The sequence below is a fragment of the Kordiimonas sp. genome (assembly GCF_048260245.1).
Lineage (GTDB): Bacteria > Pseudomonadota > Alphaproteobacteria > Sphingomonadales > Kordiimonadaceae > Kordiimonas.
Genome location: NZ_JBLXGZ010000015.1, coordinates 36,871 through 61,277, shown reverse-complemented (window position 1 = coordinate 61,277; position 24,407 = coordinate 36,871). Strand labels below are relative to the sequence as shown.

General features: G+C 54.7%; 18 protein-coding genes. 8 read left to right on the top strand and 10 right to left on the bottom strand.

Features of this window, described 5'->3' with window-relative positions; genetic code table 11:
• The first annotated feature begins 102 nt into the window (after window positions 1-102).
• The 6 genes from ACN0VM_RS09760 to ACN0VM_RS09735 all read left to right on the top strand — a co-directional run bounded on the left by ACN0VM_RS09760 (window position 103) and on the right by ACN0VM_RS09735 (window position 10,146).
• Window positions 103-375 (top strand): FeoA family protein, encoded by a 273-nt coding sequence (locus ACN0VM_RS09760; RefSeq protein WP_417450689.1) that lies wholly within the window; start codon window positions 103-105, stop codon window positions 373-375.
• Window positions 372-2,213 carry a ferrous iron transporter B gene (gene feoB / locus ACN0VM_RS09755; protein ID WP_417450688.1) on the top strand — a complete coding sequence of 614 codons (1,842 nt, stop codon included), beginning with the start codon at window positions 372-374 and terminating at the stop codon, window positions 2,211-2,213. Before ACN0VM_RS09760 ends, feoB begins: the two co-directional genes overlap by 4 nt.
• Before the next feature lie 87 nt (window positions 2,214-2,300).
• Window positions 2,301-3,521, top strand: a complete 1,221-nt coding sequence (locus ACN0VM_RS09750) for a dipeptidase (protein WP_417450713.1) — start codon at window positions 2,301-2,303, stop codon at window positions 3,519-3,521.
• Between the two features lie 121 nt (window positions 3,522-3,642).
• The gene (locus tag ACN0VM_RS09745; protein WP_417450687.1) at window positions 3,643-6,927 is read left to right on the top strand and encodes a S41 family peptidase; all 3,285 of its coding nucleotides are present in this window, start codon (window positions 3,643-3,645) and stop codon (window positions 6,925-6,927) included.
• 198 nt (window positions 6,928-7,125) lie between these two features.
• Window positions 7,126-8,421 (top strand): spinster family MFS transporter, encoded by a 1,296-nt coding sequence (locus ACN0VM_RS09740; protein ID WP_417450686.1) that lies wholly within the window; start codon window positions 7,126-7,128, stop codon window positions 8,419-8,421.
• A gap of 78 nt (window positions 8,422-8,499) precedes the next feature.
• On the top strand, window positions 8,500-10,146 hold the full coding sequence (locus ACN0VM_RS09735) for a sulfatase-like hydrolase/transferase (RefSeq protein ID WP_417450685.1): 1,647 nt from the start codon (window positions 8,500-8,502) through the stop codon (window positions 10,144-10,146).
• Here ACN0VM_RS09735 and ACN0VM_RS09730 read toward each other — a convergent pair.
• The 10 genes from ACN0VM_RS09730 to ACN0VM_RS09685 all read right to left on the bottom strand — a co-directional run bounded on the left by ACN0VM_RS09730 (window position 10,143) and on the right by ACN0VM_RS09685 (window position 22,977).
• On the bottom strand, window positions 10,143-10,799 hold the full coding sequence (locus ACN0VM_RS09730; RefSeq protein WP_417450684.1) for a TetR/AcrR family transcriptional regulator: 657 nt from the start codon (window positions 10,797-10,799) through the stop codon (window positions 10,143-10,145). The genes ACN0VM_RS09735 and ACN0VM_RS09730 overlap by 4 nt on opposite strands.
• 120 nt (window positions 10,800-10,919) lie before the next feature.
• Window positions 10,920-14,084, bottom strand: coding sequence for a TonB-dependent receptor (locus ACN0VM_RS09725; protein WP_417450683.1), 3,165 nt, complete (start codon window positions 14,082-14,084; stop codon window positions 10,920-10,922).
• Between the two features lie 415 nt (window positions 14,085-14,499).
• Window positions 14,500-15,288 (bottom strand): S1/P1 nuclease, encoded by a 789-nt coding sequence (locus tag ACN0VM_RS09720; RefSeq protein ID WP_417450682.1) that lies wholly within the window; start codon window positions 15,286-15,288, stop codon window positions 14,500-14,502.
• Between the two features lie 22 nt (window positions 15,289-15,310).
• Window positions 15,311-16,531: a phosphopentomutase gene (locus ACN0VM_RS09715; RefSeq protein WP_417450681.1), complete on the bottom strand. Its 1,221-nt coding sequence runs from the start codon at window positions 16,529-16,531 to the stop codon at window positions 15,311-15,313.
• 2 nt (window positions 16,532-16,533) lie between these two features.
• Complete coding sequence (gene deoA / locus ACN0VM_RS09710; RefSeq protein ID WP_417450680.1) at window positions 16,534-17,880, bottom strand: thymidine phosphorylase; 1,347 nt, start codon at window positions 17,878-17,880, stop codon at window positions 16,534-16,536.
• A gap of 44 nt (window positions 17,881-17,924) precedes the next feature.
• Window positions 17,925-18,332 carry a cytidine deaminase gene (gene cdd, locus ACN0VM_RS09705; RefSeq protein WP_417450679.1) on the bottom strand — a complete coding sequence of 136 codons (408 nt, stop codon included), beginning with the start codon at window positions 18,330-18,332 and terminating at the stop codon, window positions 17,925-17,927.
• Window positions 18,333-19,304: an ABC transporter permease gene (locus tag ACN0VM_RS09700; protein ID WP_417450678.1), complete on the bottom strand. Its 972-nt coding sequence runs from the start codon at window positions 19,302-19,304 to the stop codon at window positions 18,333-18,335.
• Window positions 19,304-20,413: an ABC transporter permease gene (locus tag ACN0VM_RS09695; protein ID WP_417450677.1), complete on the bottom strand. Its 1,110-nt coding sequence runs from the start codon at window positions 20,411-20,413 to the stop codon at window positions 19,304-19,306. The genes ACN0VM_RS09700 and ACN0VM_RS09695 overlap by 1 nt, the downstream gene beginning before the upstream one ends.
• On the bottom strand, window positions 20,413-21,948 hold the full coding sequence (locus ACN0VM_RS09690; protein WP_417450676.1) for an ABC transporter ATP-binding protein: 1,536 nt from the start codon (window positions 21,946-21,948) through the stop codon (window positions 20,413-20,415). Before ACN0VM_RS09690 ends, ACN0VM_RS09695 begins: the two co-directional genes overlap by 1 nt.
• Window positions 21,949-21,984: 36 nt before the next feature.
• Complete coding sequence (locus ACN0VM_RS09685; RefSeq protein WP_417450675.1) at window positions 21,985-22,977, bottom strand: BMP family lipoprotein; 993 nt, start codon at window positions 22,975-22,977, stop codon at window positions 21,985-21,987.
• A 224-nt stretch (window positions 22,978-23,201) separates the two neighbouring features.
• Between ACN0VM_RS09685 and upp the strand changes: the two genes are divergently transcribed.
• Both upp and ACN0VM_RS09675 read left to right on the top strand, forming a co-directional pair.
• On the top strand, window positions 23,202-23,840 hold the full coding sequence (gene upp / locus ACN0VM_RS09680; protein ID WP_417450674.1) for a uracil phosphoribosyltransferase: 639 nt from the start codon (window positions 23,202-23,204) through the stop codon (window positions 23,838-23,840).
• Window positions 23,841-23,848: 8 nt separating this feature from the next.
• On the top strand, window positions 23,849-24,403 hold the full coding sequence (locus ACN0VM_RS09675) for a phosphoribosyltransferase (RefSeq protein WP_417450673.1): 555 nt from the start codon (window positions 23,849-23,851) through the stop codon (window positions 24,401-24,403).
• The last annotated feature ends 4 nt before the right edge of the window (window positions 24,404-24,407 follow it).

Genomic DNA, 24,407 nt, shown 5'->3' with positions numbered 1-24,407 from the left:
GCCTTCCATGCTATTACCCGAGCAAGATTGAGAAGCATTCGCAAGTTATGCCCTCCCCAAAATCATATCGATAGTGACCGCGTAAAAACAGGCGAGCCAACAATGAACCACCCCACCCCCGTTGAGGGTGCTACCCTCGAAAGTCTTGGTACCATGCGCCCTGGCGCGCGTGGCCGCATAGCTCATTTTGAAGCTCCGGGGGGAGATGAAAGCTTTGCAGACCGGCTTCGCGAAGTTGGCTTTGCCGAAAATCTCGAGATTGAGATACTACACCAAAGCCCGTTTGGTCGCGACCCAATCGCCGTGAGAGTGGGTAAAATGACCATCGCGTTGCGTCGGAATGAAGCTAATATCGTTATGGTGCATGTAGCATGAGCGCGTCTACACTGGTCGCAGTTGTGGGCAACCCCAACTGCGGTAAATCCGCTCTCTTTAATGCGCTTACCGGCCTGCGGCAAAAAGTCGCTAACTATCCCGGTGCCACAGTTGAACGCCGTGCAGGCCCCCTGCTGGGGAATGCCGATATTGAACTGATCGATCTGCCTGGCACCTATAGCCTGACACCGCGCAGTCCCGACGAAGCGGTTACCCGCGATGTCATCTTTGGTCAATATAAAGCAGAAGCAAAACCCAAGGCATTGTTGTGCGTTGTCGACGCAACCAACCTGGAGCAGCATCTGCGTTTCATCATTGAGCTTCGGGCTGCCGGGGTGCCAATGGTTCTGGCACTCAACATGACCGACCTTGCAGCACGCGAAGAAATACGCATCGACGCAGCCGCCTTATCGGCAAAAATCGGCATCCCGGTTATTGAGACTGTCGCCGTGCGCCGCAAAGGCCTTGATGACCTCAAAGCCGCGCTTGATGAGGTGCTGGCGAACCCCGATCAGTCTGCGGTCTACTTCGGTGACAGCGTGAAGGATCATCAGCGGGCCGCACGCAAGATTGCTTCGGATGTCACATTGAGCGAAGGTATCGGCCACAAAACCACTCGCGTGCTCGACAGTTTCCTGCTGCATAGCGTGATGGGGCCAATCATTCTGTTTAGTATCCTGTTTTTCATGTTTCAGGCGGTCTTTGCATGGGCAGCAGCGCCGACGGGCTGGATCGAGGATGGCGTCGCCCTTCTGCAGGCCACATTCGAAAGCGTCCTTACCGAAGGCTGGCTTCTCAGCTTCCTGAACGATGGCATTCTGGCCGGTGTCGGTGCTGTTGTGGTGTTCCTGCCGCAAATCCTGATCCTGTTTGCGTTCATCCTTGTGCTGGAAAGCTCCGGCTATATGGCCCGGGCCGCCTTCCTGATGGACCGGCTAATGGCCTCAGTGGGACTGAACGGCCGTGCCTTTATCCCGCTGCTGTCGTCTTTTGCCTGTGCAATTCCCGGCATCATGGCGGCACGCACCATCTCGGACCCGAAGGACCGGCTGACAACCATCCTGATTGCGCCGCTGATGACCTGTTCGGCCCGCCTGCCGGTTTATGCCGTTATTATCGCCGCCTTCATCCCCAACACCCCTCTGTGGGGGCCTGTTGGCCTGCAGGGTCTTGTGATGTTTATCCTTTATCTTGCAGGTATTGTATTTGCCCTGATTGTCGCGGCCGTAATGAAACGCACCATCACCAAAGGCGAAGTGCAGACTTTCATGCTGGAGTTGCCCAAATATCAGCCGCCGCACTGGCGCTATGTACTTGTGGGGCTTTACGAGCGCGCACGCATCTTCATGCGCCGTGCGGGTACCATGATCCTGTCGGCAACCATCATCCTGTGGGTGCTTTCCACCTATCCCAACCCACCCGCAGGCGCGACAGAACCAGCAATAACATACAGCTTTGTTGGCGTTATTGGCGGCTGGCTTGAAGTCATCTTCGCCCCCATCGGTTTCAACTGGGAAATTTCGGCAGCGCTTGTTCCCGGCATGGCTGCACGGGAAGTTGCCGTCGCAGCCCTTGGCACTGTATACTCGCTTTCTGGCAACGAAGACATGATCGCAGAAGGCCTCGTCGCTACCCTCAACAACGCCTGGAGCCTGCCGACAGCGCTTTCATTCCTGGCCTGGTTTGTCTTTGCTCCGCAGTGCATTTCCACCATTGCGGTAGCCAAGCGCGAAACTGGCGGGTGGAAGTGGGCGATGTTCATGGTGGCCTACCTGTTTGCGCTGGCGTATCTGGCTTCCTTTGTCACGTACCGGGTTTCCCTTGCGCTCTTGGGCTAGGGGATAAGGCTGTCACGGGCCTTGCCGTTCCCGTCAATTTGGGTTAGCCAAAAAGACCATAACAACTGAACGATGCCGTTCAGCATAATGTCATACTCAGGGAGCTACACCGTGAAAGCCTTATTTGCAGCCGTATCGTTGCTTGCCCTCGCCGCCTGTTCAAGCGAGGAAGCCAGCGACAAGGCAGATGACGCACAGCGTATCGCCAGCGAGACAATTATTATCGATACCCATATCGACGTGCCTTACCGCCTCAATCATGAATGGGAAGACGTGTCTGCCGCGACTGAGAAGGGTGATTTTGATTATCCCCGCGCCGTGGCAGGTGGCCTGAACGCACCGTTTATGTCGGTCTATACTCCGGCGCAGTATGACGGCACGCCAAAAGCCAAAAGCCATGCCGAGGAAATGATCGCCATTGTCGAAAAAATGGCCGCTGACGCACCGGAGAAGTTCCGCGTCGCCACCTCGGTCGCCGACGTCGAGAAAGCCTTTACGGATGGTATCATCGCGCTGCCGATGGGGATGGAAAACGGCTCTCCGGTTTCAGGGGATCTTGCCAACCTTGATTATTTTTATGAGCGCGGCATCCGCTACATCACGCTTGCACACTCCAAATCCAACAGCATCTCGGATTCGTCCTACGACGTTACCCGCCAATGGAATGGCCTGTCCGACTTTGGGCACGAAGCCGTGAAACGTATGAACGAACTGGGTATCCTGGTAGATATCAGCCATGTGTCGGATGATGCATTCTGGCAGGTAATGGAAATTGCCGCTGTGCCACCCATTGCCTCGCATTCATCCGCCCGCCACTTCACACCTGGATTTGAGCGCAATATGTCTGATGAAATGATCAGGGCGCTTGCGGCCAAAGGTGGCGTAATCATGATTAACTATGGCTCGTCCTTCATCACGGAAGAGGCGAACAAATACGGCCCTGCACGCGACGAAGCCTATCTGAAATATATTGCAGAAAACGGCCTGACAGATTCTACAGACCTCAAGGAGCAGTTTGAGAAGGGCTATATGGAAGACAACCCATTCCCCTATGCTACTCTTGATGATGTGCTTGATCATATCGACCATGTGGTCAAGCTGACTGGCATCGACTATGTCGGGCTTGGATCTGACTATGACGGCGTTGGCGACAGTCTGCCTGTTGGCCTCAAGGACGTGTCTTCATACCCCAACCTGATCGAGGGGCTCATGAAGCGCGGTTATAGTGAGGAAGACATCAAAAAAATCCTCTCTGGCAACTTTCTTCGGGTTTGGCGTACCGCTGAGGCATACGCCGCCAGCCACTAGACAAAGCACCATCAAGGCCACGCCAACGAGCGTGGCCTTTTCCGTTGGGCGTGGACGCATGGGGCTGGACGCCGCTATAAAAATTGCTAAAGTTTACGCCTCAATCAATGAGGGGGATCTCATGAAAAAAACAGTAACGACAGCGATACTTGCTGGCCTTCTGGCTGGCGTCAGCACACAGGTTTATGCGGAAGCCAACAGTGACTGGTACGGCGAAGCAGCAATTTCACCCGACGCCAAAAGCATTCTCTTTACCTATAAAGGAGACATCTACAAAGTGTCGGCTCAGGGCGGTACAGCCGTGCCGCTCACAGTCAATGCGGCTTGGGAAGGCCACCCCGTATGGTCGCACGACGGTAAACAGATCGCCTTCGCGAGCGACCGCAACGGCAATCTTGATGTTTACGTAATGTCCGCAAACGGTGGCCTGGCGGAGCGCCTCACCTTTGATAGCGCGAATGACATTCCGTCGGATTTCACGGCGGATAACAAGGCTGTCAGTTTCGGCTCCACCCGTGCAGACGATGCACAAAGCAGCCTGTTCCCGCGCGGTGCGTTGTCAGAACTCTATAATGTGCGCATCACCGGCGGCACACCAGAGATGGTCCTGACAACGCCGGCCCCGCAAGCGCGTTGGAACGACAAGGGCGACAAGCTGGTATACCGCGAGGAAAAGGCACTGGAAAGCGACCTCCGGAAGCATGACACCTCAGCCTTCGCGCATGATATCTGGATGTATAATGTTAAAACCGGTGCACACACGCAGCTCACAGACTACGCTGGAGGCGACCAGAACCCGGTGTGGGGCCGCGAGGACACTGTGTTCTACCTGTCAGACAAAGGCGACAGCACGTTTAACGTCTGGCAACTTGACCCTAAAGACGGCCGCAATGAGCAACTGACGGATTTCAAACAACACCCTGTCCGCAGCCTGACACGGTCCGACAACGGCACATTGGCTTTTGTGCATCATGGCTCTGTCTATACCGCAAAGGGTAAAAACCGCTTCAAGAAGCTGGACATTAACATCGCAACCGACAGCCATGGCCGCGACGGCGAAACGATCAATGTCAGCAGCGATGTGAGCGAATTTGCTGTCTCGCCAAATGGCAAGGAAATCGCCTTTGTCGCACGCGGTGAGGTATTTGTGACATCGGTCGAGTTCAAAACAACAAAGCGCATCACCAATACACCTGCGCAGGAACGCAGTGTTGATTTTGCCCCTGATGGCAAAACGCTTGTTTACGCGGCTGAGCGGGATGGTAAATGGCGTCTCGTTGAGGCCAGCATCAAGGACGCGGAGGAGAAATATTTCTTTGCCAGCACGCTTGTTGAAGAAAAGGCCATATTCGACGCTGACCGCGAGGCATTCCAGCCAAAATATTCGCCAGATGGCAAAAAAGTCGCCTTCCTCTCAAACCGCGACACCCTCAAGGTACTGACCCTTGAAACCGGGAAAGTAGTTGAAGTGCTTGGTGACGCCTACAACTATTCCTATGCGGATGGTGATATCACTTTTGACTGGTCGCCAGACAGCAACTGGCTGACGGTCGACTTCATTTCCCGCAAGCGTATTTTCATTACCAATATTGCCGTTGTGCCTGCGGACGGGTCCGCTCCACCACGTGATATCAGTGTCTCTGGCTATCAGGATGGCGCCCCAAAATGGCACAGCAATGGTGCTGTGATCTGGGCCAGTTCACGCTTCGGCATGCGCGATCATGGTAGTTGGGGCACCCAGTTCGACGTGATGGCCGCTTTCCTCAACCAGGACGCGCTTGACCGCTTCTCCATGTCCAAAGAAGAATACGAGCTAATGAAAGAGCTTGAGGAGGACAAAAAGAAAGAAGAGAAAAAAGCAAAAAAGGATGCTGCGGACGAAACCGATAAAGCAGCAGATAGTGCGGGAAAAAAAGAAACCGACGAAGAAGTAGAGCCGATCAAAATCGATTGGGACGGCATGCAGGACCGTACCGTACGCCTGACAGCGCATTCGAGCGACATTTCGGACATGGTTTTGACCAAGGAAGCCGATAAACTTTATTACCTCTCCCGCTTTGAGGGCGGCTATGATCTTTGGGTGCAGGACTTTCGTGAAGACAGCACCAAACTGCTGCTGAAACTGGATGCCCGAAGTGCCTCCCTTGATCTTGCGGAAGATGAAAAATCAGCTTTTGTCCTTGCCGATGGCCGCATCTCAAAGCTGTCGCTGAACGGCGATAGCGCTTCACAGAAACCTGTCAGCCTGAACGCCTCGATGGAATTGGATGCAACTCAGGAACGCGCCTATTTCTTCGAGCACATCTGGCGTCAGGTGAAGGAAAAATTCTATAACCCGAACATGCACGGGGCAGACTGGGATGCCCTCAAGGGCGAGTACGCCGCCAAGCTGGACAGCATTGGCAATAACCGCGATTTCGCCCGCATGATGGAAGAAATGCTTGGTGAGCTTAATGCATCTCATACCGGCGCCTATTACCGCTTTCACATGGATGGGGCCGATGATACCGCCGCGCTTGGTGTGATCTTTGACCTGACGGATACTTCGGGCCCCCTGATTATCGCGGAAGTGCTGGACCGCAGCCCGCTCGCAAAAGAAAAAAGTACGGTCGAGGCAGGAATGAAGCTTGTGGCCGTTGATGGCGTTGAGCTTGGCAAAGGCACCAACCTATCAGACCTGCTCAACCACAAAGCGGGCCAACGGGTGCGCCTGACCGTGGCGCGCGAGGACGGCAGCACATTCGACGAAGTCACGAAACCCATCAGCCGCAGTGAACAGAACGAACTTCTATATAATCGTTGGGTTAAGGCCCGCCGCGCATATGTGGAGAAAATCTCGGATGGCAAAGTGGGTTATGTGCATGTTCGCGGCATGAACGACGCCAGCTACCGCGACGTTTATTCCGACCTTCTCGGCCGCAATTTCGACAAACAGGCCGTAGTTGTTGACACACGCTGGAACGGTGGCGGCTGGCTGCATAATGATCTTGCCAAACTGCTGGCCGGCAAGCAGTACCTGAACATGAAAGTGCGCGGAGAGCGCGTGTTTGCCGGCGACCCGCTTGACCAGTGGACCAAGCCGTCAGTGGTGGTGATGGGCGAAGGCAACTATTCGGATGCCCACGCCTTCCCTTATGTATACAAGACGCTCGGCATTGGGGAACTTGTCGGCATGCCTGTGCCGGGCACCATGACCGCCGTATGGTGGGAAACCTTGCACTCGGGCGATATCACCTTCGGCATCCCGCAGGTTGGGCAGATCGACGCCAATGGCGATTATCTTGAGAACCAGCAGCTGGAACCTGACTATAAGGTTAAGAAACTGCCGGAAGACAGCGCTAACGGCCGCGACCCGCAACTTGAGAAAGCCGTAGAAGTGATGCTGGACCAAACCAAGAGCCAATAAGCACTGCCGTTTTCTCATACTGAGAAGCATAAGAATGAAGGCGCTTGTATGTTTGTGAGCGCCTTTTTTCTGTCTCTGGCAACGGGCCGCTTGCCGTTACGGATATATGCCCTACCCTCATATGGCACGCTGGGGGAGGCGTGCGCTGCACGCTGGCCAAGTCAAGGACAGACAGCGGCATACACCGAGGGGAGATAGATGAATAATACCAAAGGAATACCGCTCGTCAGCGAGATGTCAAAGAGTGCAAAAACCTACACGCTTTTGGTTCTGACAATTGTTTACGCGTTCAACTTCATTGACCGGCAAATTCTGGTCATCCTTCAACCGCTTCTAAAAGCAGAACTTGGCCTGAGCGATACACAGCTCGGCTTGCTTTCCGGTTTTTCCTTCGCAATATTCTATACCGCACTTGGTATCCCCATTGCTCGACTGGCTGACCGCCACAATAGACGTAATATTATCGCCATCGCACTGACTGTCTGGAGCGGCATGACGGCCCTCTCAGGCATGACGCAAAACTTCTTCCAGCTATTGCTCGCCCGTATGGGGGTTGGGGTTGGGGAAGCGGGCGGCAGCCCGCCAGCGCACTCCATGATCTCTGACATGTATGAACCCCGGCGCCGCGCGACTGCGCTCGCAATCTATTCGGCAGGCCTTTATCTGGGCGTGATGATCGGCTATTCGTCGGGCGGCATCCTTGGCGAAATGTATGGCTGGCGCACGACCTTTTTCATTGTGGGGATCCCTGGCGTTATTCTAGCCCTTCTGTTGCGCTTCACCGTGAAGGAACCGCCGCGTGGACTTTATGATACCGGCCCTGACGTAGCGCCCCCTTCGGTGAAAGACACGCTCAAATATGTATGGCGGCTGAAATCCTTCCCCTATATCGCATTTGGCTGCGCCATGTCGGCCTTCGTCAGCTACGGCACCAGCAACTTTATGCCCGGCTTCATGATACGCTACCATGGTATATCGCTTGCGAATATTGGCGTTATCCTGGGTCTTCTTGCAGGCGGCGGCGGTATGATAGGCACCTTCCTTGGTGGTTTCCTTACGGACAAGCTCGGCGCCAAAGATCCTCGCTGGTATCTATGGCTGCCCGGCCTATCCGCTGTTTGCGCCATTCCGCTCGCGCTTGTGACCTACCACACCAGCAGCCGGGAAGTCATGCTCGTCACCTATTTTATAGTGGTGATCCTATCCACCTTCTATCTTGCCCCGGCAATTGCTGTCACACACCGGCTTGTCTCACCCCGCATGCGCGCTTTATCATCTGCAATCCTCTTTTTTGTGCTCAATCTTATTGGCATGGGTCTTGGCCCTGTCCTTGTCGGCGCTATCAGCGACTTTGAGCTCGCCCGTACCGGTGCAGATGGCTTGCGTACCGCGCTTACAATCGGGACATGCATCGCCATTGTGAAAGGCTATTTATTCTGGATGGGCGGCAAAAAACTGCCCGAGGATTTGTCGCATCAAAAAAGAACCGAATAGGCACTGGTAATACAGCCGCAAGTCTGCAAGCATAAGACCCTGTTTTAAAAGGTCTTATGCTTGATGTTTGGAACGCGAATGCGGCAAAGCTTTTTTGAAATCAGCATCATCGTAATGCTGATCTTTCTTGCTGTACTCCCTGCCGCCAAACTTGGCCTCAACCTAGCCATTGCCATACCTCTGGGCCATGCAGTGTTCTTGTGTGGCGTCTCTCTCTTCGCGCTGGAGTTGGCCCGCAGGGTCAACCGTCTTTTAGGGACGCTGTTATTCGGCATGATCGTTGCGCTTCTTGGCGCTGAAATTACGACCTTCGCGCTTACAGGCCTTCACGTGAACAGCTTCACCATCAGCTTATTGCTGGAGGGTAATGCCCGAGAGAATATCGGTATTGGTGTGGCCTTGCCAGCCTTCCTCATTGGCGTGGTTCTCATCAGCATATTGTTGGCGAGGCGACGCCCCAGAAAGCCGAAAAGACTGCAACTGAGAACCACTCTATTTGCGGCGGTTTGCGGCGCCTTATTCACACAACTGGCATACGCGCTGCTCTTTTTCTACGGCACCCCTGGCGTGGTCGAGGTACGGCGACAGTTGCCGTTCTTTCAGGCGTTGCATCCTTACTATATTGAGCGCGCACTCAGCCCGATTCTTGGCGTACGGCCGCAGAACCCCTTCGCCCTGCCGAACGAGACCGGCGGAACACCAAGCCGGCCGGAAAGCATACACATCCCCACACCACGCAGCGTACTGTTTGTCATCATGGATAGTGTTCGTGCAAAGGATATCATCGCAAACCCGGCAATAGCCCCTAATGTAACCATTCTTGGCAAAACGGGGCAGCAGTCCTTGAACCATTATAGCGCGTCAAATTGCACGCATTTCAGCATGTTTAGTATGTTCACCGGGACTTTACCTACTTCTTTCGGTCGCACGCGTCAGCAGGGCCGGCCATCCGGGCTTGTGCCCATATTGCAGGCCAACGGTTATCATGTTTCAACCGCAGAAGCCTTATCGCTTGACTGGTATGACCTGTCCCGCCTGCTCCTGTCAGGAGCCGACAGGCACGTCGCACAGGAAGGGACATCCAGAGAACGGGATAGTTTTGTTACCCAAAAAACGATTGAGATCCTGTCTCGTCAAACAGCCCAACCGTTTTTTCACCTCGCTTATTATAATGGTGCGCACTTTCCCTATGGCGATTCTGAGCCAATCAATGGCCTGACAGGAGGCACCATCAATAGCTATACAAACGCGATCTCGGCCGTGGACGCGCAAGTAGGGCGCATCACCGACCAACTGCAAGAACTGATCACAAGAGACAATCTGTTGGTCATCATCACCTCTGATCACGGTGAAAATATATTTGAGCACGGCATAGTCGGCCATGCCAGTGCCCTGACCGACGAACAAACTATCGTTCCCCTCATTGCGCTTAATACGGATAATGCGCCGTTACCACGCAGTCAGACGGACATCTTCGGCTACTTGCTTCGGCAGTTGGGCGCGGCGGTGCCGCATGCCGTCCAACAGCCGCAACCGATTATCCTGAGCAACTGCAGCTATGAGGTTCCCAGCGGCTTTGCTGTCATTGGTACTTTCGGCCGCGCAGATTTTATTTATGAGGATGGTTTCCTCAGCCCGGTCGCATCACCACTTGGTCATATGCCCCCCAAACAGGTCCAGCTTGAGGCGGCACGACAACTTGTCAATGTGATTGAAGCCAACTAAGCAGCCATGCGGCTCTCGCGCAGCCCGACACTCTTGAGAACCAGGTCAATGACCGTCTCCTTGGCCTCCACAAACTGGCTATCGTCAAGCGGGCGCCCCTCATTCATGACATCAATTTGCGCTGCAAAATCTGCATAATGCTGGGTCGCCGCCCAAATCATGTAAAAAAGATAGCGCGCTTTCACAGGCGCAAGCTTGCCTTCCCTGATCCAGCGCTCCAGGACGCGCTCGCGACTCTCCAGCCAAGGCTTGACAGTGCCAACAAGATATTCCTGCAGGAAGGGGGCTCCGGACGCCATCTCTATAGCCCAAAGACGTGAGCCATGGGGCCGAGATCGTGCTAGCTCCATCTTTGACGACACATAGGTCGTAAGCGCCTGCGCCGGGTCTTCGGTTTCATCAAACGTGTCGGCAGCATGCAGCCAGATGGAACACACACCTTCAATCACCCGGCGGTACAGGTCTTCCTTCGCGCCAAAGTAATAATATACATTTGGCTTTGGCACACCGGCCCGCTCGGCAATAAGGCCCACACTTGCGCCGTTAAAACCCTTCTCGGCGAAAACCGTTTCAGCTGCCGCCAGTATTTTGGTGACATTTTCACGGCGGATACCGGCTTTGTGTCCGGTTTCTTCTGGTTTATCGTTCGTCATATGTCCCCCTCGAGGCATTCCTTTAATCACACTTATCGCTAAAGGTCTATTGCCAATGGGCTCAAAAAAAGCGCCCGGGGAAGACCCCCGGGCGCCATAACTCGGGATCACAAATTCAGATTAGAATTTGTATTTCGCACCGATCTGCAGAACCCATACAGAGCTTGTGTCCTGAAAGCGGAAGAACGGGCTGCTATCAACACCGGTATAACCGATCTGGCCGGTATCAGCGTTGATGAGCGTATCCACAAGCGCCTGCTGACCAAACTCGGAGTCATAAGCCTTGCCCCAGCCGTTGTTGACGAAGTTCAGAACATTTTCCATGTTCATGAACAACTCAACCTTGCCAAAACCAACGCCAACTTCCTGTGCGATACGCAGATCGAGGTCGTTGATCCATGGGCCACGTTCGCTCTGGAGATCGACCGACTGACCGCGCTTCAAGCCGTAAGTCTCGACAAGTGCATTGAAGTCATCACGAACACCAGCGTCAGCGAAGACAACCTTCGCAGTCGCGGCAGCAGCCGTCCCTGCGATTGCGGCTTCACCAGCAGCGGGAACATACAGCAAGTGACCGTCACCGGACTCTACAGAACGGTTACCACCGAACTGCATATATTCATCCATAGTGATCGAGAACGGCTTACCACTGCGGCCGTTATAGAACACGCCAATCGTGGTGAAGTTATCGTCCCAGAAGGCTTTTTTGTAGGTCGCGCCAAGTTTAACCTGATGCTTCACTTCAAAGACAGACGTACCACGCTGACGGTCGCTACGGTCTAGGTGTGCAGCATAGTTGTAGTTGGAAGACGCTGTAGAGCTTGTGCCTTCGTTGGCAACTTCTGCATCCATATAGCTGTAGGAACCAAAGAGGCTCAGGCCATTATCCCAAGACTTGTCGAAGGAGATGGCATAGATATCTTGCTTCGCTTCTTCGCCGTTCGTGAGCAGAATGTCATAGCCCGATGGCTGGTTGTAGATCGCCGACCCATCAGAAGCCGTACCGATTTGCTCGCGACGAAGTTCTTTCCAGTCCGCAGCGTTCTGAGTGCGTGCCCAGATCGCTTCGAGAGTCACGTGCCAGTCATTGCCGAGCGCACCAAGGTCGAAGTAGCGGTCAACAGCAAGGTTAAACTTCCACGTCGACGGGATTTCAAAGTCGGGATCAATGGCAGCAACGTCACCACCTGCAGCAGCGCCGCCAAGACCGTCAAGCGCGGCCTGTGGAACTTGCGTGAAATCCGGGTTCCCGATTACATCCTGATCATCGGTATCATAAGTCAGGATCGTTACACCGTCGAGGGAGTATGCGTTTGAAACCCATACAAGCGGATCACCACCACCGAAGCGGCCGACACCACCACGAAGCGTGGTTTTATCGTCGATATCATAGCTGAAGGCAAAACGAGGTTGAACGATCTTTTTGCCATCAAGCGTTTCGTTGTTGGCAAAACCATTGCGGTCAACAAATGCCTGATTGAGCGCAGGGGCGTCACCGGTTTTCCAGAAGTCAACACGAACACCACCCGTAAGGGTCAGTTTATCGGAAACGTCCCAGCGGTCCTGCAGGTATGCAGTATGCGTGGTCAGCTTGAAGGAGGCAGCACCATCATCCGCATTGTTCGTGGCCGCGTTCTGGTACTGGAAGAAGGACGGTGCACCAGATTCGAAGTCATCAATGCTATCGAAGTACCAGATACCTTTTGAGCGCTGGATAAAGAGGTTGAACACATCGACCGAGTCATATTCGTAGCCAGCACTGATTGTGTGGTCGCCTACAACATAGTCCCCCTTGATTTTGGCTTGCCAGGTTTTGTTGTTCAGGGCGTTTGAATGACGGCTGTCATCGATACCGAGATATACGCTCGCGTCTTCGCCAGTATTCGGGTTCACAGTGTCGATCTGGATCTCGCCGATACCTTGCGGTACAGCCAAACCATTCTGACCAGTTACGTTTTTCTTGTAACCAAGCTTAACCTCGGTGGAGAAATTATCCGTCCAGTCAGAGAATACCTGAAAGTTATAAGCTTCAAGTTTCTCGGAACGGTCATACCAGTGAGACAGGAATGCAAAGCGGTTGCCGCCGTGGTCGGTTGGGCTAAGTGAATTGCCTTTTGTATATTGGTAAGAACCAAATGCACGATGGTTTTCGTTGATGTTCCAATCCAGCTTGAAGAAGATTTTTTCATCTTTTTCAGCAATGCTATCGGAGCCGCCATACATGTTGTCGATGCCATATTGGCTGGACGCGATCTGGTTGATGCGTTCGACTTGATCAACGGAAACGCCGTCAACTTGGTTTGTATAACTTGAGCCTTGTGCACCGGTTGTGTTTGGTGTGGTACCTTCAAATTTCTCGTAAGCACCAAAGAAGAATAGTTTGTCCTTGATGATCGGCCCACCGAGGGTTGCGCCCCAGAATTTATTCTCAAAATCGCCAAGATCCACATCCCGGTCGCTGCCATCAAGGTTTTGGCTCTTGTCGCCCGCGAGGCTGTCGTCACGATACTGATAGAAAGCCGTGCCGTGGAATTCGTTAGTACCGGATTTGGTCACCACGTTGATCTGGCCACCAGTGAACTTGCCGAATTCTACGTTGAATGGCGCCGGGGCCACACTTACCTGCTCAACAGTGTCGATCGAGATCGGCGAGCGCTGGGTCGGATACCCGTTACCGTTCAGGCCGAAATCATCATCCTGACGAATACCATCGACAGTCAGGCTGTTGAAACGGTTGTTGGAGCCACCGATCGAAAGGGCATTGCTGCTGCCACTGTCAATGGAAACGAACGGGTTGGCACGCATGGTGTCTTTGAGGTCACGGCCAACGGAGGGCATGCTGTCAATACGGTCGGCGCCGTATGACGTTGCGCCACCAACGCGGATTGCTGCAATGCGGCTCGCGACAACTTCGATCTCTTCAACGCTTGCGTTTGCGCCAACAAGCGGAATCGTCAGCGGAAGCGGCTCGGACACATTCAGCATCAGGCCCTCAAAGGACTGACCCTGATAGTTGCCAGCTGCAGCCACTTCTACGTTGTAGGGGCCACCTGGACGCAGGCCGCGTGCAAGGAAAGCACCCGAACTGTTAGTGGTATAGGTCGACCGCGATCCGGAAGGAACGTGTGTCACAACCACGGCAACACCGGAAAGCGGTGAACCGTTGGCATCAACAACACTACCACGGATAGACGATGTAATTTCCTGCGCAATAACAGGTACACTTACCGCCATTGCGGCTAATGCGACGCTACTGCAAAGAGCAGCTCTCATTTGGCGTTTCATTCCCTAAGCTCCATTGGTGTACCGGTGCCTTGGCAGAACAACACCCCAGACCCGATACTTTCACGACTAAATTCGCTGTTTAAAAAGTCTCACACAGAACATGCACTGGAAACCAACCAAATCCTGACTGAAAGGTCAAGACAGGGTAAGGGTCAGCACATTTGCTGTGTCGCAAGACTTTTATGCGCGGTTTTTTTCAGTTTTTTGACGGAAGTGTCAAGATTCGTTGGAGCAACAATAGTTCGTCGTCATTTTTAACGCCGGGAAGTGGCTAAAAGAGCACAGAACCGCGGGTTGCCTAGGCAAACGGCCCTTTCGCTTTCACCTGCAACTGTTGCCGAAAAACAACAAAAGGGGCGCCAAATTGGCACCCCTCGCGTGATCTATGCGAATCGTTTAGTTAACAGCCCGGTATTTATTTGGCTTCAGCGAACAGGTTGTTGAGATATCCTGCGAGACGGATGCCACCCTTCGAAAGTTGTGATTTCACCAATGGGGTATATTTGTAGACATAGTCGTAGCTGAAGATTGCATTGCCCACGTTATAAATGTCACCACGCAAAGCGATCAACTCCCGCACCCAGTCGGTGGGCTCAGCCTTTTGCCACTCAGCAATGTCATCACCGCTTATTTTAGGGTCGAGAAAACGCACCCACTCGGTGAAAGACAACAGTTTATAATTGATCAGGTCCTCGTCCCAAACCTTGTGCAGATTGCTCATTTCTTCAAACCACACCACATCGATACGGTTACCGCCCCAGTCTTCTGCCCGCCCGGCGTGCAGGGGTTGATGCAGGTCTCCCACAATGTGAATGATAAAACGCAGAGCCAACTGACGTTCTTCCAGCGTGAGGCTTTCATCCCGCACCCGGTTACTGAACAATTCAAGCGCCGTCAGGGCGTCACCTGCGGGATTTTTAGCGCTGTCTTCATAGCTCACACCGTCCGGCAGGTTGATATAATGGTAGGTCTGCGTTTCCTTGCGCCAGAAAGCGTCAGGGTTTGAGCGCATTTCATCCGGCCAGTTGGCCGCTTCGGCCATAAACTCATCGCCAAGCAGCTTCTTTATCGCCGCTTCTGCCTCAGGGGTGAGATGCTTTGACGCCAGTTCGGCAATCACACGGTGCCCCGTCGGTCCATACGCCGAGGCCGATATGGAAAGACCGGCAATCATCACCAGCCCACAAAAAAATCTACGCAACATCACCTGAAGCTCCCTCACTGGATTAGTTAAATGCGTTTTCGCCGTCATCAAGTGCGGCGATGCCAAGATGGCTTGCGACACTCTGACCGATATCTGCGAAGCTTTTGCGAACGCCGCGGCTGCCAGCTTTGAGCTTCGGTCCATAGGCGACAAACGGTACATGCTCCCGCGTGTGGTCACTACCCGGCCACGTCGGATCGCAGCCGTGGTCAGCGGTCAGGATGACAACATCACCGACCTTCATCTCGTCCAGAAACTCCGGCAGGCGCTTATCGAAATATTCAAGCGCGTTTGCGTAGCCCGCCACATTGCGGCGGTGCCCAAAAGACTGGTCAAAGTCGACAAAATTAACGAAGGTTAGCGAGCCATCCGGCGCCTCGCGCAGTTGCTCAAGCGATGCGGCAAACAGGCCATCAAGGCCATGTGCTTTTACTTTTTGTGTCAGGCCCCGGTGGGCAAAAATATCAGCGATCTTGCCAACCGATATGACCTCTCGGCCAGCCTCCTCCAGCTTTTCAAGCAGCGTGGCTTTATGGGGTGGTGTCGCCAGATCGCGGCGGTTGCTCGTGCGTTCAAACTTGCCATCTTCTCCGGTGAATGGCCGCGCTATCACCCGGCCAATGTTATACTCGTCCACCAACTCGCGCGCGACTGCGCACACCTCATAAAGCCTTTCCAGACCAAAGTGTTCCTCATGGGCTGCAATCTGAAGCACACTGTCTGCCGATGTGTAAACAATTGGCTTTCCGCTCCGAATATGCTCATCGCCCAGCTCTTCCAAAATCACAGTGCCGGACGCTGCCTTGTTACCCAGCAAACCTGAAAGATCGCACCGGTCGATCAATTCACTGAGAAGTGCCGACGGGAAGCTAGGGTACTCTGGCGGGAAATAGCCCCAGTCAAATTCGACCGGAGCGCCTGCCATCTCCCAGTGACCCGAGGGCGTATCCTTGCCAAAGGAACGCTGGGCACAGGCAGCATAAAGCCCCGTGATCTCGCCTTCATATTCCATACCCGCTGGTTCACGCCCGGTGGCAAGCTCAGCTGCTTTGCCAAGGCCCAGCTTTGTCATGTTCGGCAGCTTGAGCGGTCCCGCGTTTGGGCGGTCACCAGCTGTATTGCCGTCAGCGCACCACTGGGCGATATGGCCAAGTGTATCTGCGCCTACGTCACCAAATTTCGCAGCGTCAGGCGCCGCACCAATGCCAAAACTGTCGAGCACAAGAATATAAGCACGTGCCATTTTTATTCTCCGATTGTGAGCGCGACGATTGGCGGACATTTTGGTGCCACTGGCGCCAAACTGGTGGCTGCACGCACCGCTTTGATAGCGGCCTCAGCCGCCGCGTCGTCCTGAGCATACACCATAGCAAGCGCTGCGTCGGCTTCGACCCGGTCACCAAGCTGACAAATCTGCGTGAGGCCGACGCTATGGTCGACCTTGGCGGCAGGATCGGTACGCCCGCCCCCCAGTGCTACCACGGCCATGCCAATCGCACGTGTATCCATAGCGGAGACAAAGCCGGCCTTGCCCGCAAGCACAGGCTTAACAACAGGTGCAAGCCTCAGGTAATCATGTTTTTTCTCATAAAGGTCAGCCGGCCCACCTTGTGCGATCACCATTTTGGCGAAAATTTCAGCCGCATCACCTTTCATCAAGGCCACTGCGGCCTTGTCGCGCGCCACATCAAAGTTTGGCTGCGCACCCGACAGCGCCAACATGTGCGCAGCCAGGTCCAACGTCACAGCAACGAGGCGCTTATCGGCGCTCTTTGGCTCCAGCAGGAAGTCGATGGTCTCGAAAATCTCAACTGCATTACCCGCCGTACTGCCCAGTACCTGATTCATGTCGGTAAGAAGCGCCGTGGTGGGCACGCCGGCGGCATTCGCGACCCGCACGATATTGCGCGCCAGCTCTTCCGCTTTCTCGGCACTGTCCATAAAAGCGCCATTGCCAAACTTTACGTCCATGACAAGCGCACCAAGCCCCGCGGAAAGCTTCTTCGACAGAATAGACGCGGTGATCAGCGGCACGCTTTCGACCGTCGCGGTCACATCGCGGATACTGTAAAAACGCTTGTCCGCTGGCGCGAGGTCGCCGGTCTGGCCAATGATGGAACAGCCAACGGTTTTCACGATCTCGGCAAAGCGGTCAATGCTCGGGTAAGGGTTGTAGCCCGGTATGGCTTCCAGCTTGTCAAGCGTACCGCCGGTATGCCCAAGCCCACGCCCTGATATCATCGGCACATAGCCACCGCAAGCCGCCACAATGGGCGCCAGCATCAGGCTAACCTTATCGCCCACGCCGCCTGTGGAATGTTTGTCCACAATCGGGGCGTCTGCGGCAAAGCCGTATTTACCCCAATCCATAACATCGCCGCTATCGCGCATGGCCAGCGTGAGCGCAGCGCCCTCTTCCGGCGTCATACCGTTAAAGAAAATCGCCATGGCAAGCGCTGCCACCTGCCCGTCTGTCACGCTGCCATCTGTAATGCCCGCCACGAATTTCTGAATGTCAGCCGTCTCAATTGTACCGCCATCCCGTTTAGTACGGATCATTTCTTGTGGCAAAAATACGCCTGCGTCACTCATCACAATTCCTTTTGAAGCTCGATTTCAGGGCAAGTTCCATTATTTCAGGACAGGTTCTCTGGGCCAAACGAGTGCGGCAACAGAGCCGCGCTTGTGGTCTCCAGCAGTACGGTACCTTCACGGTCCACAATCGTGACCGGTGCACCCGCCTTGCCTGCAAATTCCCTGATCTGTTGGCGGCACCCACCACACGGTGTGCACAGATGCTCACCCGGGCCCGCAATAACGATATGCCTTATCACCTTACCCTGTCCCATCACCATGGAGCCAATAGCGTTGGCCTCGGCACAGAAGCCCAGCGGATAAGCCGCGTTTTCCACGTTACAGCCTGCATAAATATTGCCATCATCCGCGAGGACCGCCGCCCCCACCGGGTGGTTTGAATATTTTGCATAGGCACGCCCGCGCGCCGCCAGCGCCGCATCAATCAGCTGTTTCAACTCAACCGCCATCTAATGATCTTTCTCGTAAGGAATACCGCTTGCCTTCGGCGCATCCATCTTGCCTGCAAAGCCTGCGAGGATGATCACCGTCAGCACATAGGGCAACATAATGGTGAACTGCACCGGTATCTCGCCAATAAGCGGCAGGTCTTCACCTTGCAAGCGCCCCTGAAGCGCATCGACAAAACCGAACAACAGACACGCAAACAATGTCGGCACGGGTTTCCAGCGACCGAAGATCATCGCGGCCAACGCCAGATAGCCCTTGCCTGCTGACATATCGCGAATGAAAGCCGCGCCCATGCCCGTTGATAGCACAACACCAGAGAGTCCACATAGGAAGCCGCCAATCAGCACTGCTTGGTACCTGAGCTTGGTCACGGAAATACCGGCAGTGTCCACCGCTTCAGGGTTTTCGCCCACCGCACGCAGGCGCAGGCCAAAACTGGTACGGTACAGCATCCAGGCCACAGCCGGGATAAGCAGTACCGTCAAATAGGTAATAAAATTGTGCCCCGATATAATCTCGCTGTACAGCTGGCCAACGATTGGCACGGTGCTGAGGCTCTCGGCAAATGGCAGGTTGATAGCACTGAAACGCGCCTCATCCCCCAAAAGGGGCGTCTGGCCACCCTGACGAAACCAGAAGTTGGCCAGTGTCGGCGCGAGGCCCGCCACCGCAATATTGATCGCCATGCCCGAGACAATCTGGTTGCCGCGCTGCGCAATGGAGACATAACCATGGACAAGCGCGAGAAACATGGACGCGAGCACACCTGCGACCATACCCACCCAAGGATTACCTGTTACCGCCGCAGCGGCAGCCGCAGCAAACGCCGCAGCCAGCATCTTGCCCTCAAGGCCAATGTCAACAATGCCAGAGCGTTCCGCCACCAATCCCGCAAGGCCTGCCAGCACCAGCGGTGTCGCGGTGCGGAAGGTGGAATCAACCAGCAAGGTGAGGTCAGAGAAAAACTCCATCACACGGCCTCCCGCGATTGAAAGCGCATGAAGAGGCGCTCAATCGGGTCACGGAACAGATGTTCCATCGCACCAGCAAACAGGATGACAAGACCCTGAATCATCACGATCAGATCACGAGTGATGGACGGCATCTCAAACGCCAGTTCCGCCCCGCCCTGATACAGCGCACCAAAAAGAATGGCCGCCAGCATAATGCCGATCGGATGGTTGCGGCCCATAAAGGCAACCGCAATACCCACGAAGCCGTAGCCCAAAGTAAAGTTACCGATGAGACGCAGTTGTTCACCCAGAATTTCGTTCAGGCCCATCATGCCCGCCAAAGCGCCAGACAGCATCATCGCAACAATGGTCATGCGCGCCACCGGGATACCGGCAAAGCGCGCAGCCGCGTGGTTTTTGCCCGCCACCCGTAATTCATAGCCGAAGCGCGTGCGCGTGAGCATGAACCAAACTGCGAAGGCGCACACAAGTGCGATCAGCGCCGACACATTCAAGGGGCTTTGTTCAAATTCAAATCCCACCGCTGCAAACAGGTCATGCGCGTGCATCAGGCCAACACCGTCAGGGAAGTCAGCACTTTCCGGCATCTGGCCACCAGGCCGCTGTAGTGGACCCACCAGAAGGTAGGCCAGCAAGGCCGAGGCGATGAAATTGAACATGATGGTGGTGATGACGATATGGCTGCCGCGCCTGGCCTGTAGCCAGGCCGGAATAAATGCCCACGCTGCACCAAAAGCCGCCGCGCCAATAATTGCACACAGCACAGCCAACAGGGGAGAGGTGTCGCCCACTAAAAACACAGCCAAAGTCAAGCCAAGGCCGCCCAGCATCGCCTGCCCTTCGCCCCCGATATTGAAAAGCCCGGCGTGATAGGCGACAGAGACCGCAAGCCCTGTAAACACAAAGTTCGTCGCATAATAAAAGGTGTAACCAATCGCTTCTTGAAAGCCGAAGGCGCCATCGATTAACAGCGAAAGCGCAAGGAATGGATCTTCGCCCAAACCCCATATCACAAGGCCGGACACCAGAAATGCAGCCAACAGGTTAAGCGCTGGCAATAGTCCCGCTTCAGCCCAGAGGGGCAGTTTTTTATGTGCGCCCACCATCAGCCCGCTTTCCTTTTTTCGCCTGCCATCATGAGGCCCAGTGTCTGTTCATCTGCCTCCTCAACATTGAGCGTGCCGACAATCTCCCCCTCGCACATCACGGCGATACGGTCAGAAATCGCCAGCAGTTCATCAAGGTCGGCGGAAATCACAAGGATCGCCTTGCCTGCGTTCCTGAGTTCGGTGATCTGGTCGTGGATTTTCGTCACGGCGCCGATATCCACACCGCGTGTGGGCTGGCCAATGACCATCAGTTGCGGTGCACGGGCGATCTCGCGCGCAATGACCAGCTTCTGCTGGTTACCACCAGAAAACGCTACAATGGGCAGGCTTGGATTGCGCGGCCGCACATCCTGGCTTTCAAAATAACCCGCAGCGCGCCGGGCAATTTCCTTCAGTTTCAGCAAACCGAGCGAAGAAAACTCTGGCTCCCGCTGGTAGCCAAGGATAGCGTTCTCCCGCGCCGACATGCTTTCAACTACACCGGTCTTGAGCCGGTCTTCCGCTACATGGGCCACGCCCATCCGGCGCAGTGAAATAGGGTCGGTGACGGTTTTCTCGTCAGCGATGACAACACCATCATACCGGACAACACCGCTTGTGACAGGGCGCAGCCCCGTGATCACTTCCAGAAGTTCGGTTTGGCCGTTGCCCGCGACGCCTGCGACGCCAAGCACCTCACCATCACATACCTCAAGCATGATATTCTTGAGAGCAGCGCGGCCCCGGTCGCCCCCGGCATGTACACCAGCAAGTGAAAGACGCACCTTACGTTCGCCTGTTTCCTGCCGCGCGGCCTCGCGGGAGACCTTGGCCCCCACCATCAGCTCCGCAAGCTCGGCAGCCGATGTCTCATTTGTCTTGCGCACGGCCACCACCTTACCAGCGCGCATCACCGTCACATCGTCGGTGATGGCCATGATCTCATTCAGCTTATGGGTAACAAACAGCACAGTCTTGCCTTGCGCTTTCAGCTGCCGGACAAGACCAAACAACTGTTCTGTTTCCTGCGGGGTCAGAACAGCCGTCGGCTCGTCCAGAATGAGGGTATCTGCACCGCGGTACAGTGCCTTGAGGATCTCTGCACGCTGGCGCACGCCAACCGACAAGCGCTCCACCGGCTCATCGAACGGCAGGTCAAAGCCAAACTTTTCCTCCAACTCGCGCAACTCTTCGCGTGCTTTCGCCTTCGCTGCGTTCAGGTCAGCGCCGCCTTCTGCACCTAAAATGATATTTTCAAGGATTGTGAAAGGTTCCACCAGCATGAAGTGCTGATGCACCATGCCTATCCCCTTAGCCATGGCATCCATCGGGTTATGAAACTGGATGGTTGTACCATCCACCCGTATCTCGCCGCCATCAGGCCGGTAGAATCCGAACAACATTTTAAGAAGCGTGGACTTGCCTGCCCCGTTTTCACCGACAATACCGTGAACGGTACCCTTGGGAATGATCAGTGACAGGGCATCATTGGCGCGCACATCACCAAAATGCTTGGAAAGAGCCCGGGTCTCAATCGCAAATTGCTGATCCATGGACGTGCCTGTACCTGCTTGCTGTCTATCTGGTTTCTAGTGGCCTGAGTTGCTGCCAGCCACGTCGCCGACCACAATCTCACCACTAATAATTTTCTGACGCGCCTCTTCAAGCGCTGCCTTCATGGCGTCGGTGAGCATATTTTTATTATGCTCATCCATTGCATAATCAACGCCGCCTTCCTCAAGCCCCATTACCCGGTGCCCGGCCTGCCATGAGCCGTCGCTTGCCTCTTTCATCGCCATGTATACCGCGAGGTCCACCCGCTTGAGCATGCTGGTAAGCACAAAGCCCGGCGCGACATGGTTCTGGTTGCTGTCAACGCCGATCGACAGATTGCCCGTATCCTTGGCTGCCTGAATGACCCCCAGACCCGATGGGCCCGCAGCAGAGAAAATGATATCCACACCACGTGCATATTGGCTGCGCGCCATCTCAGACGCTTTAATCGGGTCGTTCCAAGCGCTGGGCGTGGTGCCGACATAGTTTTCAATCAGCTTGATGTCATCCCGCACATAATTAATGCCCTGCTGATAGCCATGTTCAAACCGGCGGATGAGCGGAATATCCATGCCGCCAATAAAACCAACCGTGCTCGATTCGGTTTTCATCGCCGCAATCATGCCCACAAGGAACGACCCTTCGTTTTCCCTGAAGGTTATAGATTGCACATTAGGCAGATCGATGATCGCATCAATCACTGTGAACTTCACGTCCGGGAACTGGCTTGCCACATTACGCACAGCCACAGAATATCCGACGCCAACCGCAACGATCACATCGGCTTTCCGACGAGCAAAACGCTTGAGCGCCTGCTCGTACTGGGTCTCGCTCGACGGCTCAAAATCGCGGTAAGTCACCCCGGTTTCTGCGGAAAACCTCTCGGCCCCCACGTGCGCCGCTTCGTTGAAGGACTTATCGAACTTGCCGCCAATATCATAGAGTAGCACAGGCTTGATATCGGCAGCAAAACTCATGGTCGCACCAAAGGCGGCCGCTATCACAGCCAGAGCCAGTTTCTTGAGCACAGATGTCCCCCGCAAGATAGTCATTCTATTGTCACTCCAGAGCAGCATAAAGTTCAGACGAAAATTGCGTCTGTATATATGCCTCGATATTGTGGACGCGCGCAAGGGAACCAGAGCGCACGGGGCGGGTCAACCATTTTTGACGATTTGGTCAAGATTCGGTCGACATTTGCGCGGGAGCGCCCTATGAAATGGACATTTCTCCAAGCTGACGGAGTCACGAAATGACCCAGAATGTAACCGTGGTGGACCACCCGCTGGTACAGCACAAGCTGACGTTGATGCGCCGCAAGGAAGCGAGCACGGCAGAGTTCAGAAAGCTTTTGCGCGAAATCGGCCTGTTTTTGGGCTATGAGGCGCTACGCGACCTGCCCCTTGGCAAAATCCAGATCGAAACACCGGTGTGCCCGATGGAAGCCCCCGTGCTGGCGGGTAAAAAACTGACGTTTATCTCGGTCCTGCGCGCTGGCGACGGTTTGCTTGGGCCCATGCTGGACCTCGTGCCGTCGGCTCGGGTTGGACAGATAGGCCTGGCACGGGATGAAGAAACACTTCAACCAACCAAATATTTCTTTAAAGTACCTGCAGACCTGCATGACCGGCTGAATGTCGTGCTTGACCCGATGCTTGCCACCGGCCATTCCGCCGTCCGTGCTGTACAGGAAATCAAGGATGCTGGTGCGACCGATGTGCGTTTTGTTTGCCTGCTGGCGGCACCTGAGGGTATCAAGACCTTCACCGAGGCGCATCCGGACGTGCCGGTAGTCACTGGCGCCATTGACGAGAGGCTGAATGAAAAAGCCTATATCGTGCCGGGGCTAGGTGACGCGGGTGACCGGCTGTTTGGAACCAAAGGGGCCTAGAGGATATTATGAGCGTTACGAAAAAATATGTGACTGCACAGGAACTGCTCGACGATTCGTTTGACCTCGGCATCAAGGTGCTGCAAAGCGGATTCCGGCCTAAATTTATCGTCGGCGTCTGGCGCGGCGGCACGCCAACCGGTATCGCCGTTCAGGAAATTCTGGACTACTACGGCGTCCATACGGACCATATCGCCATCCGCACCTCATCCTACATCGGCATGCAGCAGCAAAAAGAGGTCAAAGTTCACGGCCTTGAATATATCATCAACAATATCAACGCTGAAGACAGCCTGTTGATTGTTGATGATGTGTTCGACAGCGGCCGCTCGATCGACGCTATCGTCAACCACCTGCGCGCCAAATGCCGCCGCAACACACCTGAGATCATCAAGATCGCCACGTGTTTCTATAAGCCGAAACGCAACGTGACCCAGCTCGAGCCTGATTTTTACTGCCACGAAACAGACGACTGGCTGGTGTTCCCGCATGAGCTGTCGGACATGTCACGTGAAGAGATCAAGACCCACAAGGGCCTCGACCTTCCCGAAATCGAAATCTAAGCAG

Coding starts and splice junctions, on each gene's coding strand:
- ACN0VM_RS09760 (WP_417450689.1), top strand. CDS start 103: ATGAACCACCCCACCCCCGTTGAGGGTGCTACCCTCGAAAGTCTTGGT.
- feoB (WP_417450688.1), top strand. CDS start 372: ATGAGCGCGTCTACACTGGTCGCAGTTGTGGGCAACCCCAACTGCGGT.
- ACN0VM_RS09750 (WP_417450713.1), top strand. CDS start 2,301: ATGTCATACTCAGGGAGCTACACCGTGAAAGCCTTATTTGCAGCCGTA.
- ACN0VM_RS09745 (WP_417450687.1), top strand. CDS start 3,643: ATGAAAAAAACAGTAACGACAGCGATACTTGCTGGCCTTCTGGCTGGC.
- ACN0VM_RS09740 (WP_417450686.1), top strand. CDS start 7,126: ATGAATAATACCAAAGGAATACCGCTCGTCAGCGAGATGTCAAAGAGT.
- ACN0VM_RS09735 (WP_417450685.1), top strand. CDS start 8,500: ATGCGGCAAAGCTTTTTTGAAATCAGCATCATCGTAATGCTGATCTTT.
- ACN0VM_RS09730 (WP_417450684.1), bottom strand. CDS start 10,799: ATGACGAACGATAAACCAGAAGAAACCGGACACAAAGCCGGTATCCGC.
- ACN0VM_RS09725 (WP_417450683.1), bottom strand. CDS start 14,084: ATGAAACGCCAAATGAGAGCTGCTCTTTGCAGTAGCGTCGCATTAGCC.
- ACN0VM_RS09720 (WP_417450682.1), bottom strand. CDS start 15,288: ATGTTGCGTAGATTTTTTTGTGGGCTGGTGATGATTGCCGGTCTTTCC.
- ACN0VM_RS09715 (WP_417450681.1), bottom strand. CDS start 16,531: ATGGCACGTGCTTATATTCTTGTGCTCGACAGTTTTGGCATTGGTGCG.
- deoA (WP_417450680.1), bottom strand. CDS start 17,880: ATGAGTGACGCAGGCGTATTTTTGCCACAAGAAATGATCCGTACTAAA.
- cdd (WP_417450679.1), bottom strand. CDS start 18,332: ATGGCGGTTGAGTTGAAACAGCTGATTGATGCGGCGCTGGCGGCGCGC.
- ACN0VM_RS09700 (WP_417450678.1), bottom strand. CDS start 19,304: ATGGAGTTTTTCTCTGACCTCACCTTGCTGGTTGATTCCACCTTCCGC.
- ACN0VM_RS09695 (WP_417450677.1), bottom strand. CDS start 20,413: ATGGTGGGCGCACATAAAAAACTGCCCCTCTGGGCTGAAGCGGGACTA.
- ACN0VM_RS09690 (WP_417450676.1), bottom strand. CDS start 21,948: ATGGATCAGCAATTTGCGATTGAGACCCGGGCTCTTTCCAAGCATTTT.
- upp (WP_417450674.1), top strand. CDS start 23,202: ATGACCCAGAATGTAACCGTGGTGGACCACCCGCTGGTACAGCACAAG.
- ACN0VM_RS09675 (WP_417450673.1), top strand. CDS start 23,849: ATGAGCGTTACGAAAAAATATGTGACTGCACAGGAACTGCTCGACGAT.